The organism is Magnetococcales bacterium, from assembly GCA_015232395.1.
Classification (GTDB): domain Bacteria; phylum Pseudomonadota; class Magnetococcia; order Magnetococcales; family JADFZT01; genus JADFZT01.
The window spans coordinates 1-13,879 of sequence record JADFZT010000095.1; the positions used below are offsets into that span (position 1 = coordinate 1).

Below are 13,879 nucleotides of genomic sequence, written 5' to 3' on the forward strand. Positions count from 1 at the left end.
GGGCCTGATTGAACAGGCTTTTGAGCACCAGGCCGATCAGGGAGAGCTGTACCACCGTCCGCAGTGCTGAAACCGCATTGAAATATTTCTCTCCATGGGAATCAAACTCGCAGTCGTCGCGGCTTTGGGGGCGGGGGCGCTCGCGGTCTTGATCTTCGAAGTGCTCCTCAACGCCACCGCCATGTTCAACCACGGCAATATCCACCTACCGGAAAAGATCGACCGGCTGTTGCGGTTGATGGTGGTCACCCCAGACATGCACCGGGTCCATCACTCGGTGGACGCCCCCTTCACCAACGCCAATTTCGGCTTTAACTTTCCCTGGTGGGATCGCTGGCTGGGCACCTACGCAGAGGGCCATCCGGAGGGTGCCATCCAGATGGAGATTGGACTCAAAGAGTTACAGGATCCACAGCACATAGCCACCCTCCCGGGAATGCTCAAACTCCCCTTTGTGGGTCAGACAGGGGAATACCCCCTCAATCGGCGCGGATAAGGGGAGGAGATAACAGGCTACTGGTTGGTTTGGTGGCTTGGGGGTTGGTGATCGTCAGGAGAGGTCAGGTGAGCCAGGAGGTCAGATCCCGCTGCAATAGCTCCCCCAGCTTGAGGATATCCCCCCGATAAAATTGCTGAAGCCGCTGGCGGTTTTCGTCGCTGATGGGCGCATTTTTTTTGCTGGCGTTGACCTGGCGCAACCAGGCGTCGGGCTGATCATCCACTTCGAGAAACGAAAACAGATCTTGCCGAAAGCCGGGAAAATCCCCAATCATCTCATCAAACAGATAGACCCGCACCCGCTCGGGGCCGAAAAGATCGAGATATTGTTTGACCTGCTGATGGAAAAAACCCTTCCAGAGAATGGCGCTGGGGTGAAAAGGGGAGAGAATTAATTTATTTTGCCGCAGCAGAGGCTCTCCCTGGATCAATAGCTGATCGAAACCTTCCTGATTCAAACCCGCCCCCTGGGAGAGGGAAAAATCGGAATAGGCCCGCTCCACCGGGTTGCGCAGCAGAATCACCACGGGGATGGAACCCAAAAGCTGATGAATCCGTTGAGCCGCCCCCGGAACCCAAAGATAGGAAGGAGAGATCTCCCCCCTGGCCTGGGCAGCCTCACTTCCAGCAAAGAGCTGTTCATACTGGGCAGGGCTCAAGGGATTTTTGGAACCGAGGGCAGGGTGGCGGAAGGTGAAATAATGAATCTCCTTCGGTTGCGCCATAAAAATCCGGGGGTGGCGGCTTAACATGTCGTAGAGGGAGGTGGTCCCGGAGCGGGAAGCCCCCACACCAAGAAAGGTGGGTAACATCTCAAGCTCCCGATAAAGTCAACAATGCGGCCAAGGCTGATCGATCCCACACACTCATCTCACGATTTTCCACTTCCCCGAATCTGGAAAGGCCCCGCCGCCAAAGCCTCTCCCAGCCGCTGACGACCAATCCCCAGCATCCCCTCCCCAGAGAGCCCCTTTTCATACCCCACCACCCCAAAGCTCGCTTCCAGTTTCAGGGCGCGTTTATGGTCATTCAATGCAAAACGCTCTTCTTTCACCAGTGTGGCTATCTTCTGGGCTATCTCCAAGGCTTTTTTCAGGGGGGCTTCCGATAGCAACACCACCAACACCAATTCATCCAGCCGAGCCAATACCGGTCCCTGTCCTACCTCCTGACGCATGCGCTTGGCAAACTTCGACAGAAGCAGGTTCAGCTCCTCCCGGCTCAACTCCCAATCCCGTTGAAAATCTTCCCCGATCCCCACCAAAATCAGAGCGATCCCATCCCGCCCCCTGGGTATCGCCCGCTCCAGATAACGCTTCAGGTGGCCGCCAAAGGCAAACCGATTGGGGAGGGCGGTGAATGGATCGGTGAGCTGTTCATCCCGGGATTGCAGCCAGGCCTCATCCCGCTTGCGGACCTTTTCCTTCAGCTGGGAGAGTTGGTCTAAGCTAGTGGCAACGCGCCTGTCCATCACCCGGGCGTGGTTGAGAAAAGTCCCGGCTTCGTGGAGCAAAAGCCCGGTCAACGCCTCGATGTCGGCCAGGTGGCCCGCTGTTTCCACCCGCTTGGCCAGTTCATGCAGCCCCCCGTCCATGGGACCAAAGGTTTGCAGCATTTCCCGAAAACGCCTGGAGGCTTCAGCCAATGTTTCCTGCATGCCCAACTGTTCATTTTCCCAGGAAGAGCGGGCAATTTCTCCCTGGGTGACAATGCGGCTGAGCAGCGCATGCAGCTCGGACCAGTACCGGGGCTCTTTGTCAGTCAGAGCATCCATTTTTTTTAACGCCTTGGCCAGCCAGGGCTCTTCCCGGGCGAGCAGATGCAATAGCGCCATCAGGTGTTGGATCAACTCAGGGGGCGGGGCGGAAGGGGGAGGAGGAGCGTTAACCCGCTCCTGCATCCAACCGGCGATCTCCCGAATCAGGGGCGTTAGCTTGGTCAAATCCAGGCTGGAATCCTGCTGAATCTTCCGCAGCAGACGCGCCACTACCGCCTGCTTTTCCCGATCCCGGCTGAAAGCGGGCTTGATAAGCTGAGTCAGCAGCCTTTCCGCCATCTCTCGGGCTTCATTCACTTCTGGGGAGCAGGGGGTTTTGACCAGCAGCTCTTTAAGTTCTCGAATAGCCTCCACAGTAGCGGGGGGCGTCTTGCCCAGGAGTTGGCTGATACGATTTAGAGAGGCGATGGTGGATTCCATCTCAGGGGCAACCTTCGAAAGGTAAAAAAGGCGGGGAGATTAACCCTGATGGACCCCCTACCCACACCCGGGTGAGGTGGCTGGATGGAAAGTGCTCCCCTCGGCACGGTCCAATCAATCGGACCAAATCTGAGAGCAGGGGGCGCTTCAAGATAGAGTGAATACCGGTTAGCCACGCGAGTAGCGAGGTTCCCATCAAAGCCCCAACCCCTCTCATCAGAGCCTCCATCCATCATCGTCCGAAGGGTTGGTTTCCGGGGAGCCATGTCCCCCGTCAGCTGTCGCGTCATCAGGGTCGGCTGAATCAGCTTGTGGGGGTGTTTTCATCTCAGGGGATTTGTCTGGACTTTCTCCCCCATCATCAGGTGCTTTTTCCCCTTTTTCCGTTTTTTCCGCTTTTTCCACGGGTTGTTGAGCCCCCTTATCCGACTGGGAAGGCGGTGCAACCACCCCCACCTCCCGGCCTTCCAATTGACGAGCAAGCAACACCCCGCGATCCGCCAGACTGAGCAAAAACTCCTCCGTCATCTCAGGCTCAAAAGCCGCAGCCCCCAATAAACCGCGCACCTCAATGGAATGGCCGTCAAAGCGAAACCGCGTTCCCTGCAACATACGTCGAATGCGCTCTCCCACAGGGGCAAGTTGTTCGAGATGGCACTTGGGCAGTAATATGCCGAATCGATCCCCACTCAAGCGGGTGAGTAGAGCCTCATCAGGCAATAGTTCTCCCAGCCGGGCCGACAAAGCTGAAAAAAGCTTGCGCTCCCCCTTGCGCCCGATTTTGTCGATCAGGGCAGAATGATTTTCCAGATGTACCAGGAGCACCACAAACAGCTCCCCCAGATGGTCCGCCCGCTCCCGATTACGCTCAAAATGGGCCGAAAAAGCGAACCGATCGGGAATCCCCGTAGATGGATCCCGATGATGGTCCCGTCGGGTCTCATCCAGAGCCTCCTCCATCTCCTCCAGACGTACTTCCAGGCGTCGAATCTGATCCTGAACAGTCGCGGAACGTTCCCTCAAGGAGCGGGCATGGCTCTGAAAAAGGCCACACTCCCGCAGGAGCGTTTTGGCGAGCAGATTGAGATCCCCTGACGCCTGCTTTTTTCGCAGACCTGCCAGGGTGGCTGTGATGTTTTTATCTTGGCGTCCCAGCTCCTGCAAAAGGGTGTCGAGCCCATGGGCCAGCTGCAGGACGGTTTTTTTGATGGCGGCTTTTTTAAACTCCCGGGAGGAGGGGGGGAGGGGGGCGGCTGCACAAAGGGCTGTCAGCTGGCGGTCGGCCTCTTGCCAAAAGTCGGCGCGGGCCAATTTTTTTGAATCCGGGGGAAGCTCACCAGGAGCCAGGGAGCGTTCCAATAAAAGCTGCAGCAATCCTTGAACCCGTTCGGGCAGTTCTGCCTGAATCGATGCCGCCTCTCTGGCCGATCCCGCTTTGGCAGGAGCCAGCAAGGGGATGAGCAGCTGGATTTTCCGAGAGATGGTGCCATCCTCCCAGGCGGCGTCATCCACCAACGCCCGGGTCAACCCTTGCAGCTTGGCAGCCCCCCCCCGCTGTCGCTCCAGAGCCGATTTCAGCAGCCCACTGATCAACCCGGCGACATTTTTTCGGGCGCCTTGCACCTCTTTCCGGCAAGGGGCATCAGCCAACAGGCTCTCTACCAAGGCTTTGCCCTGGGCCAGCTCCCGGGGCTTTCCCCCTTCCAGCAGGGTGAGCAGCTCTTCCAGGCGGGGGACCAGACTCGCCATGATCAGTCCGAAGCGAGAAGCGCCGGGAGATCGCTGGCCGAAGAATCCGGCTTGCGATAGAGGGTTCGGGCGGAGAGGGGGGTTAAAAAATGGGATGCGGGTTGCAACACCAATCCCCGCTCAGAAAGCCCCACCTGCCATTTTTTGATCGCCCGCAAGGTGGCTGGATAGGGGTGGCCGATGCCCACGGCACCGTTTTTTTTCAAGGCCCGTTTTTCCAGCTTGGCCAATTGTTTGAGGATCGCGGTTTCATTTCGAACATTATCGATGAAGATATCCCTCTGCGCCCGGGGCACACCGTTGGCCTTGGCTTGGGAATAGCCGACGGTTTTGGTGGAGGTGCGGCTATCCAAAAAATAGAGCCCCCGCTCCACTAAAATATCCATCACCCACGCCATGTGGGCTTTTTTTTCAGTCAGCCTGGAGCCCATATGGTTGTTGATGCCCACCACTTCCGGAAACTTTTTCAGATTTTCGACTAAAACCCGCTGGGTATCCCCTTCATCCATTTCGACGAGAATCACCCCGGGGCCTGGATTGACTTTAGGATAGCCCTTGGGCTCCATAGGTTGATGGAGAATGATCTCCTTGCCCAGCGCAACCCCCAGTTTTGTCACCCGACGAGAGGAAGGTCCTCCAGGAAGCACCGCCAGGGTGATCTCCCCGGGTAGCTTGGCGATCGCTTCGGAAACCTTACCGTTGTAGCCGAGATCATCGATAATCAGAGCCACAGGAATCAGGCCCTTGGTGGCAGTGGTGGTGGGCGTCGTGGTAGTAGCAGGGGAGGTTGCTGTGGATTTGGGAATCCGTGCCAGAGGGGGAATATCGCTGACAGCGTGGGGTGTGCTGGCTGCTTCTGCACCCTCATCCTCTGGTGGGAGGTCTTCCTCGTACAAAATTTCCCCATCAGCGTCATCAGAGCTGGTTTTGCCAGCCCCTGATGGGGTGTGAATGCTGCCCTTGCTTTTTTCCAGGGCCAGGGAGTCGGCCGCTTTGGCGGTCGAGTCTGTTTTTTTCGTGATGGAGGCATTTTTTTTGGCCAAATTGACGCTTTTCAGCATGACCGGCAGCGCCTTGGCCACCGTCAGCTTCAGAGGAGGATCGTCAGCAGCTGCAGAGATGGCGGGGGGGGGCTCTTCGGCTGGTGGGGCCTGTGAGGTGGTGGAACTCTCCTTTGCTGAATCACCCTTCTTTACCGTCGCCGTTTTGAGCGCATCTTCGTTCTCAGAGTCAGATGGTTTTGAATCCTTGTCAGCGGTTTTGTCTGACTCCTCCCCCTCTTCCTTATCACTTTGAGTCGTTTTTTCCTGGGAGTCAGCCTCTCCACTCGGCTCTTCCCCTGCCGACTCCAATACGGCAGCAGGGGATTTGCTGTCATTTTCCAGGTTGGGTAGATGGTTTTCCCCCAGCATGCCCGGGAGCAGCCCCATAAGAAACAGGAGCAGCGCCCCGACCAGGGTCAAACCCCATTTTTGCCAGGCGGGACGTTGTCCCTTAAGGCTGGGGGCGGGCATCTGTGCTGACCGGCCTTAAGGAGCGACGGCTGCAGAGGAGATGCGCTGGTTAAACACCCGATAGCTACGCAAAAGATCCAGGGCTCTCTGGAGTTGATAATCCTCTCCCCGGCGTCCAGTAACCCGATCCGGCTCCTCTTGGGTCTCCCCTTCGACCTCCTCGTCACTATCGTCGGAATTTTCTTCGCCGTTAGGCTTGTCAGCGTTTTCCAGGTGGCCTTTCAGATCGGCCTCCTTGGGGCGTTTAAAGTCAGCCCCACGTTTGCCGGAAAAGGTCAGATCCTCGACCAGGATATCCGGGGTGATGCCTTTGGCCTGGATGGAGGTTCCAGAGGGGGTGTAATACTGGGCCGTGGTCAAACGCAAGCCGGAGCCGTCGGTGAGGGGAATGATGGTCTGCACCGAGCCTTTACCGAACGAAGGGGTTCCCATGATCACCCCTCGGTGGTGGTCCTGGAGAGCACCGGAGACGATTTCCGATGCCGAGGCGGAACCGGCATTGATCAGGACGACGATGGGCGCTCCTTCAGCCAGATCCCCTTCTTCGGCATCAAAGGACATGTCTTTCCCGGGAATGCGACCCTTGGTGTAGACAATGCGCCCCTTGTGCAGGAAGGCATCGGCCACATGAACCGCCTGGTCCAGAAGACCGCCGGGATCGTTACGCAGATCAAGCACCAGACCTTTGAGTTGTCCTTTGGGTACCTTTGCCTTTAATTCACCGATCGCTTTTTCCAGCAGGGGTAGCGCCTGCTCGTTAAACTGGATGATGCGAATGTAGGCGATTTCACCCTCTTCAAGGCGCCACTTGACACTCCGAATTTTGATGATGTCCCGGGTGATGGTAAAAGTCAGCGGTTTGGGCTCCCCCTGGCGGACGACAGTGAGGGTCACATCCGTCCCCACCTTACCCCGCATTTTTTTGACCGCTTCCATCAGGTCCATGTCCTGGGTGGACTCATCCTCAATTTTGACGACCAGATCACCTGCTTCCATACCAGCTCGAAAGGCCGGTGTGTCTTCGATGGGAGAGACCACCTTGATGGCCCGATCCCCTCGGGTAATCTCAATGCCCAACCCACCAAACTCCCCCTTGGTATCCACCCGCATTTCCTTGAAGCTTTCCGGGGTGAGGAAGGAGGAGTGGGGATCCAGGGTTTTCAGCATGCCGTGGATCGCCCCGTAGAGGAGTTCTTTTTCGTCAACTTCCTCCACATAATTTTGCTTGATGAGGGCGTAGACCTCCGAAAAGACCTTCAATTTTTCGTAGGTCACTTGGCTGACCGCCATGACATTGCCAGCCAGGGCATGCAAGCCCACCAGGACCGTCACGACCATGACAAGGAAGAGATGGGGGCGTCCCCCTCGGAAAAGCGTTTTCATTGCAACTCCCTATTGTTGAGAACCCCTGCCGATCCATGGGATTTCCCAGGGGATGGAACGTGACATCGTGGGTTTAAAATGGTTTATCTCGGCTCATTAAAGCGCCGGTATTTTTCCAAGGATACAGCATTTTTCGGATGAAGGCATTTTCGAGCTTTGCATATCAAGGACCAACTTGCCTCCATCCCTTCCGGGTCCACTCTTTGGCGCTCCCCTTCGGCGTCTTGTTTTGTCTCTTCGGGGTGGTTTGTTTCAGCTCCCCGGGGTGACCCGCCTAGACGGGTGTTATTTTTTTAAAGATGCAAGCCACCGACCGGGTTTGTCGGAGTGACCGTTGCGGCGGATTTCGAAGTAGAGCCCCGCAACCCCCTCCATGGAACCCGTATCCCCCACTTCAGCGATCTTTTGGTTGGCAGCGATCCAATCCCCCTGTCCCACCAACAGGCGACGGTTATGACCATAGAGGGAGTAGATATGGTTGCCATGATTGACGATCAACAACAGACCATACCCCCGGAACCAGTCGGCGTAAACCACCTGTCCCTGGAAAACCGCTTTTACCGGCGATCCTTCCCGAACTTTAAAGAAAAGACCGGAAGATTTGGCAGCCCAGGCTCCCTTCACCGGACGGGGCAGTTTGCCTTTTTTTCGTTGGATCCGACCAAAGGTTTGGGTTTTGGCAACGGGGGCACGATTCAAGGCCTCACCCAGCTCCACGACAAAGCCTGAGAGATCTTCCTGGGCTTTTTTTAACTCAGCCAGCTTTTGTTGTCTGAGGCTGCCCTCTTTTTGAACCCGCTTGAGCAGGACGATGCGCTCTTCCCGCCGGGAAAGCCAGAGGTCGTGTTCATCCTTGAGATCCTGGGTGAGTTGTTGCAGGTGGCTCAGGGTTTCCTGATGAAGCGCTATCGATTTTTGCAGCTCATCCTGGGCCAGACGCAATCCCTGAAATCGCCGATTACGCTCCCGAATGAGGTGACCAAAATAGACCACGCCCTGCTGAATGCGGGCGCTTTTTTCTCCGGAGAGGGCAACCTTGAGCAGCCCCTGATCCCCCAGGCCGTAAAGCAGGCGCAGGTGGGCTGCCAGCTCCTCCTGGCTTTGGGAAAGTCGCCCCAGATTTTCTCCGACCCGATCTTCCAGCAGGGGCAGCCTATCTTCGGCGTCCTTGAGCTTTTGGGTGAGGGTGTCGAGGCGTTCCTTGCCGGAGGAGAGTTTGCGATCCAGGCTTTCCAGTTCAGCGAGGAGAGATTTTTCCTCCCCCTTGGTGCGGCGCAGGGCCTGTTTTTCCTTTTGCAGCGTACCCACTACCTGTTTTAAGGCATTCCGCCCCTGTTCCAGGCTGTGGGGTTTTTCCGTGGCTTTTGCCGGGGAGGCAAGGGTAGGCAGCCCACTCCAAGGGACCAGCACAACGGCCAGGAAGGCGATGAAAAACCACTTGCTGGTGAGTGGGCTATAGATCCGCATCGCCTTCCAGGGTCACCAGGGGTTGGCCGCTCATGGCTTCGGGTTGGGGCAGCCCCATGAGGCGCAGCAGGGTCGGGGCGACGTCACACAGACGACCATCCACCAGTTGACCCGGTCTGCCCAGATAGAGCAGGGGGGCCGGGTTGAGGGTGTGGGCGGTGTGGGCCTGATTGGTTTGAATATCCACCATCTGGTCGGCGTTGCCGTGATCAGCGGTGAGCAGCAGTTCGCCACCGGCCTTCAGGATGGCATCGGCCAACTGTCCCAGGCAGTGATCGACGGTTTCGATGGCCTTGACCGCCGCCTCAAAATCACCGGTATGTCCCACCATATCAGGATTGGCATAGTTGACCACCACCAGATCGAACGATCCCTGACCGAGTTTTTCAATGACGCGATCCGTCAGCTCCTGAGCAGACATGGCGGGCTGGTGGTCATAGGTGGCGACATCGGGGGAGGGGATCAACAGCCGCTCCTCCAAGGGAAAGGGGGCCTCTTCGCCACCATTGAAAAAATAGGTGACGTGGGCATATTTTTCGGTCTCTGCCGCCCGTAGCTGTCGCCAGCCTCGTTTGGAGACCTCTTCGGCCAGGATGTCGTGGAGCCGCTCCGGGGGGAAAGCGACCTGGATATTTTGCAAGGTTTCGTCATAGAGGGTGAGGCAGAGAAAAGCGCTCAGCTGGGGACGCAGGCTGCGTTTAAATCCGGTAAAAGCCCCGTCACCTTCCTCGGGATCCAAAAAGGCGTGACTCATCTCCCGTACGCGATCAGCGCGAAAGTTGAGCATGAGCACGGCATCTCCATCGGAGACACTTTGAGGCGGGGTGCCATCCGCCAAAATCAGGGTAGGCTGCACAAATTCGTCATCTTCTCCCCGATCATAGGCGGCTTGCAGACCACTCAGGGGGTCTGACGCCACTTCTCCTTTTCCAGCCACGAGCATGTCGTAAGCCAGCTGCACCCGATCCCAGCGCTTGTCCCGATCCATGGCATAGTAGCGGCCACAGAGGGTGGCGATGCGACCGGCGCCGATTTTGTCGAGCCCTGCTTGAAAATTGGAGATGTATTCCATGGCGGAGCGGGGGGGGGTATCCCGGCCATCGAGAAAACCATGGACGAGGATTTTTCCAGCTCCGAGTTTGGCGGCGCTCTCCACGGCGGCCAGGAGATGATCGGTATGGGAGTGGACCCCTCCTGGAGAGAGCAGCCCCATGATGTGGACTGCTCCTCCAACAGCGACGGCTTTTTCGATGGAGGAGGTCAGTGCGGGATTGGTTTGAAAGGTGTTGTTTTTGATGGCCAGGTTAATTCGGGTATAGTCCTGATAAACAATGCGCCCGGCCCCCAGGTTGAGATGCCCCACCTCTGAGTTGCCCATCTGACCGTCGGGCAGACCCACATGCCCTCCGCTGGTTTGCACCAGAGCGTGGGGGCGGGTTTGCCACCAGTGATCGAAGTGGGGTGTTTTGGCGTGAAAGATGGCGTTGTGATCCCTTTCGTCACGGATCCCCCAGCCATCCATGATCACGAGGGTCATTGGTTTGGGGCGCATGGGCTCCTCATCGTCGGGTGTGGGGTGATTGAGGGTAGAGAAATCAACCCTTTGGTGAAAGGGATGGCAGATGGGATTTGGCCACCTGATGAGAGGGTAAGAGTGGATGGTTGCATGGCAGCCTTAATCCGGGGGATAGCCGGAGCGGTATTGGATGCATCCTTATTCGTGTTGGGTTGGCGTTTTTTCCCGGAAGTTCCTGACTGGCATTCCAATGATGGCATTTTCCGGAATCCGTTCCATTCAGGTAGGGCTTGGTTAACGCGATCCACCACATGAAAAGGGATTCTAACATCCACAACCGGTGGATCCAACCGGGCTTGCTTGGGCTGCAAAAGAAGAGGCTTGCTGAGAGTTGAATGTTTCCAGTGCGTCTAGACGCTTGTCAAGCACCCAAGGATTGGGTAGAGTCCGCACCAAGCTGCAAGCTTACAGGAGGAGTGCCGGAGCGGTTGAACGGGACGGTCTCGAAAATCGTTGTGGGGGCGACTCCACCCAGGGTTCGAATCCCTGCTCCTCCGCCATCTTTGCCATTTAAATTCATAGTGTTACACGGTTTCAATTCTTCCTCGGGACCGTTTTGGGACCATCCAGCCCCGCCCCCGGGTGTTCCACTCCCCTTGAACTTTCGTTGCAGACGATCCGAAATCCCCGGATCCTCCTCCTGAATCCATCTGGCATATCGCTTTAAAAGAACCTGCATCGTCGCATGGCCCATCTGTTTGGCAATCCAGGTGGGATTTTCTCCCGATGAGAGCAAAATGGATGCATAGGTGTGGCGAGTCTGGTAAAGCCCCCTGTGTAGTACGCCAGCCCGCTTCAGGGCCGCTTTCCAGATACGTTTGGTCACTTGGTTGTCATTCAGCCAAGGGGAGCCATCCCAATCGGTGCGGAAGATTTCCCCACCCTCCAGAAAGGTGCGGGCCTTCTGATCCTGTAGCGCCTCCAGAGCCGGGGGGAGCAATAACACCTCCCGATCCCCCGCCGTGGTCTTGGTCACTTTGAGATGGCCCCGCACATTGGCCCGGCGAATCCGGATTACCCCCTTCAGGGCGTCCACGTCGGACCACTTCACGGCCAGTAACTCGGAAGTTCTCAATCCGGTCCAGAATGCGAACTGAACCATATTCCGGGCCTGTGGAAAGCCCATTTTGGAAAGGGCCTCCAGAATCGCTTTTCGTTCATCGGGGCGGAAGGGATCCGGTTCCTTGGTCCGGACAGGCAGATTTCGGACACGGGAGGTTGGGTCATGATCAATCCGCCCTTCGGCAAAGGCATCCTTGAAAATTCCCCTCATACCAATTTGCAATCTAATGGGTGATATTTTGCAATATATGGAAAGCTGGTCATTGAACGAATTCTGCTTGGCTGATCGCTCAATTGATTTAACCCTGTCACCAAAGCGTTCTTCACATCATCGAGACTGTCGAATGCTTTGTTGTGAAAGTGTTTTTCTCGTAATTCCTCCCAAATATGTTCGGTGGGGTTCAATTCCGGACTGTGTGATGATTGCTGAATGAAGCGGATATTCTCCGGAATACGCAGTTCATTGGAAAGATGCCAGCCGGCACCGTCGATCAACATGATTACGAAATAATCATTAAAATCTTCAGATACTTGCGTCAGAAACAATGACATCATTGCCGTGTTGTCCCACGGAAGAAGCAATGCGGTCATGCGGCCCAGCAAAGGTGCCACGGCAACAAAAGCGTACAGGTACTGTCGGACAACCTGGTGAGGGGCGAATGGCCGTTCCCCTGGTGGCGACCAAGCGCGCCTTGTGTCGCTTATGCGCCCAAAACGGCCCTCATCCTGGACCATAATTACGACAGGCCGTTGGTCCTCCGGGTCTTGAGTGGCTTTTTGTTCCTCAACCAGTTTTGGAAATTTTTTTAAAAGCCTCCTGCTCATCAAGGTTGGCTTGGACATGTTGAGGGCGAGGAACCACCTTCCTCCATCCGTGACGCTTCAATAATCTGTAGGTGCTGCTGATATGGGCCGCGCGACCAATCCGGTCTTCCAATGCAATATGAATTTCCTTGGCGGTTGCAATCTGGCCCGCAAGGGCTTTCGTCTTGAACGGAGAAAGAAAACTCTCCTCTTCGTCCAACGACAGATTTGCCCGGTATCGGCCACCTTTCCCTGGCCCAGTTAACGCATCTGGTCCATGACGGTTGTACTGGGAAATCAGATTGTGGACAGTCTGTTTCGCTAGCCCAGTATGTTGGGCAATCTCTTCAGCTGGCCGTGGGTCAACTGTGGCATTCAAAATAACAAGCCACTTCTGCACCTTCCAAAATCCGGTTGTTTCCTTGATGTGCTCCTGAATTTCTTCCTTTGTCAGGTGAGCTACGACTTTCGTCACTTTTCCCATGGCTGCCTCCTTTGTGGTTATGGAAGCAGTCTATTATTTTACCTCTTAGTTTGCAAATTGGTATGAGTTCCTGCCCCGTAATGGACGCTTACCGTTTCCCGCTATTGGTTTTTGTCTTCGGCTCATATAAAAAATCGTTCAGGTCGGTCGGCATGATTGTTTCCCTGTCTTTTTATGTGCCATGTCAGATATTTTATGGAACGCCAGTACATTCAAGTAAATCATAATCTGTATCACTGCTTGTGAAAGAACCATGCCTATTGGAGAGTTGAAAATGCGAAGGCCAAAGTTAGATTTATCGTAGGCTGGTGGTGTGACCGCAAAAATAAGCACACTGTAAGTGATAACTAAAAAACCAAACACGCTTGTGCCAAGATCAAGATTTCTTTTGTCAATATCTTTGTTGATGGGTTTTGTTACTGCAATATCATACCATGTTTTTGAATAAATCAAGCACACTATTAAAGAGCAGGTTGAAAAAAAAAGGCTGACTGGAGCCAGTGTAGGCATCATGTGTGAGTATTCAATATACGATGCAGACCAGATATCACTAATTGGGTGAAAATAATCTATGAAAGTTTGCCAGTATGTCGGGTGACTTGAGTGGTCATATATGAAAACAATAAATATGGTAGATATGATATGAGCAAGAGCTATTTTCATGTAAAGCAACAACCCTTTCTCACTCCATTTCTCACTCCCCCATGCGTATGTTTTATCCACCGTATTATCCTTTGCAGGGCAGGTGTCGTTGGGTGAAGTGATTGGCTTGTTCGTTTTTGTCATTTTAATTTATAGGCTCGGAAACCGGAATGGTGGGTGTGCAAGCCCGTGTAGCTCGCAGTGAGCTTGCAAACCGCATCAATCGGATCATTCCCCACCATTGATTTTTTCATTATGCTCATATTTTATCTCAACCGGGTAGGAGCCCCGCCGTAGGTACAGATGCAACCATCCGCAGAATCGTTGCTGGATGATGTCCATACCACCGCTTACAGGTCTCTCCCTCCAATCCTACCGCCAACCCTAGTTTTCTACAACCCATCCCGCACCGGCCAGACATAATTCCCACGTAACTATTCAGCTTCGTTAGACTGCATGAAGGAGGGCCGCTGACCTTCAAACAGCAATTGCAGGGCTTCGGA

At 55.2% G+C, this 13,879-nt stretch carries 10 protein-coding genes, 1 tRNA gene and 2 pseudogenes; 2 read left to right on the forward strand and 11 right to left on the reverse strand.

The genetic code is table 11. The features are described 5' to 3' along the window. The first annotated feature begins 76 nt into the window (after nt 1-76). A pseudogene (locus HQL52_17910) lies at nt 77-496 on the forward strand (sterol desaturase family protein). Between the two features lie 64 nt (nt 497-560). On the opposite strand, the gene HQL52_17915 reads toward HQL52_17910, so the two are convergent. The 7 genes from HQL52_17915 to HQL52_17945 form a co-directional block, all read right to left on the reverse strand. Beyond that, entirely contained in the window at nt 561-1,310 is a 750-nt protein-coding gene (locus HQL52_17915) for a sulfotransferase domain-containing protein (protein ID MBF0371323.1), read from the reverse strand. Nucleotides 1,311-1,369: 59 nt separating this feature from the next. Beyond that, nucleotides 1,370-2,695, reverse strand: a complete 1,326-nt coding sequence (locus HQL52_17920; GenBank protein MBF0371324.1) for a diguanylate cyclase — start codon at nt 2,693-2,695, stop codon at nt 1,370-1,372. A gap of 216 nt (nt 2,696-2,911) precedes the next feature. Beyond that, nucleotides 2,912-4,444: a GGDEF domain-containing protein gene (locus HQL52_17925; protein ID MBF0371325.1), complete on the reverse strand. Its 1,533-nt coding sequence runs from the start codon at nt 4,442-4,444 to the stop codon at nt 2,912-2,914. Between the two features lie 2 nt (nt 4,445-4,446). After that, on the reverse strand, nt 4,447-5,958 hold the full coding sequence (locus HQL52_17930; GenBank protein MBF0371326.1) for a divergent polysaccharide deacetylase family protein: 1,512 nt from the start codon (nt 5,956-5,958) through the stop codon (nt 4,447-4,449). Between the two features lie 15 nt (nt 5,959-5,973). Further along, on the reverse strand, nt 5,974-7,341 hold the full coding sequence (locus tag HQL52_17935; protein ID MBF0371327.1) for a S41 family peptidase: 1,368 nt from the start codon (nt 7,339-7,341) through the stop codon (nt 5,974-5,976). A 285-nt stretch (nt 7,342-7,626) separates the two neighbouring features. Beyond that, the gene (locus HQL52_17940; protein MBF0371328.1) at nt 7,627-8,808 is read right to left on the reverse strand and encodes a peptidoglycan DD-metalloendopeptidase family protein; all 1,182 of its coding nucleotides are present in this window, start codon (nt 8,806-8,808) and stop codon (nt 7,627-7,629) included. Then, nucleotides 8,795-10,360 carry a 2,3-bisphosphoglycerate-independent phosphoglycerate mutase gene (locus HQL52_17945; GenBank protein ID MBF0371329.1) on the reverse strand — a complete coding sequence of 522 codons (1,566 nt, stop codon included), beginning with the start codon at nt 10,358-10,360 and terminating at the stop codon, nt 8,795-8,797. Before HQL52_17945 ends, HQL52_17940 begins: the two co-directional genes overlap by 14 nt. Before the next feature lie 434 nt (nt 10,361-10,794). Here HQL52_17945 and HQL52_17950 point away from each other — a divergent pair. Beyond that, nucleotides 10,795-10,884, forward strand: a tRNA-Ser gene (locus HQL52_17950). 149 nt (nt 10,885-11,033) lie between these two features. Here HQL52_17950 and HQL52_17955 read toward each other — a convergent pair. The 4 genes and pseudogenes from HQL52_17955 to HQL52_17970 form a co-directional block, all read right to left on the reverse strand. Next, nucleotides 11,034-11,657, reverse strand: a pseudogene (locus HQL52_17955) (site-specific integrase). After that, nucleotides 11,654-12,289, reverse strand: coding sequence for an IS630 family transposase (locus HQL52_17960; GenBank protein ID MBF0371330.1), 636 nt, complete (start codon nt 12,287-12,289; stop codon nt 11,654-11,656). Before HQL52_17960 ends, HQL52_17955 begins: the two are co-directional and overlap by 4 nt. After that, nucleotides 12,231-12,734, reverse strand: a complete 504-nt coding sequence (locus HQL52_17965) for a winged helix-turn-helix domain-containing protein (protein MBF0371331.1) — start codon at nt 12,732-12,734, stop codon at nt 12,231-12,233. The genes HQL52_17960 and HQL52_17965 overlap by 59 nt, the downstream gene beginning before the upstream one ends. A 138-nt stretch (nt 12,735-12,872) precedes the next feature. Then, nucleotides 12,873-13,457, reverse strand: coding sequence for a hypothetical protein (locus tag HQL52_17970; protein ID MBF0371332.1), 585 nt, complete (start codon nt 13,455-13,457; stop codon nt 12,873-12,875). Nucleotides 13,458-13,879: the final 422 nt, after the last annotated feature.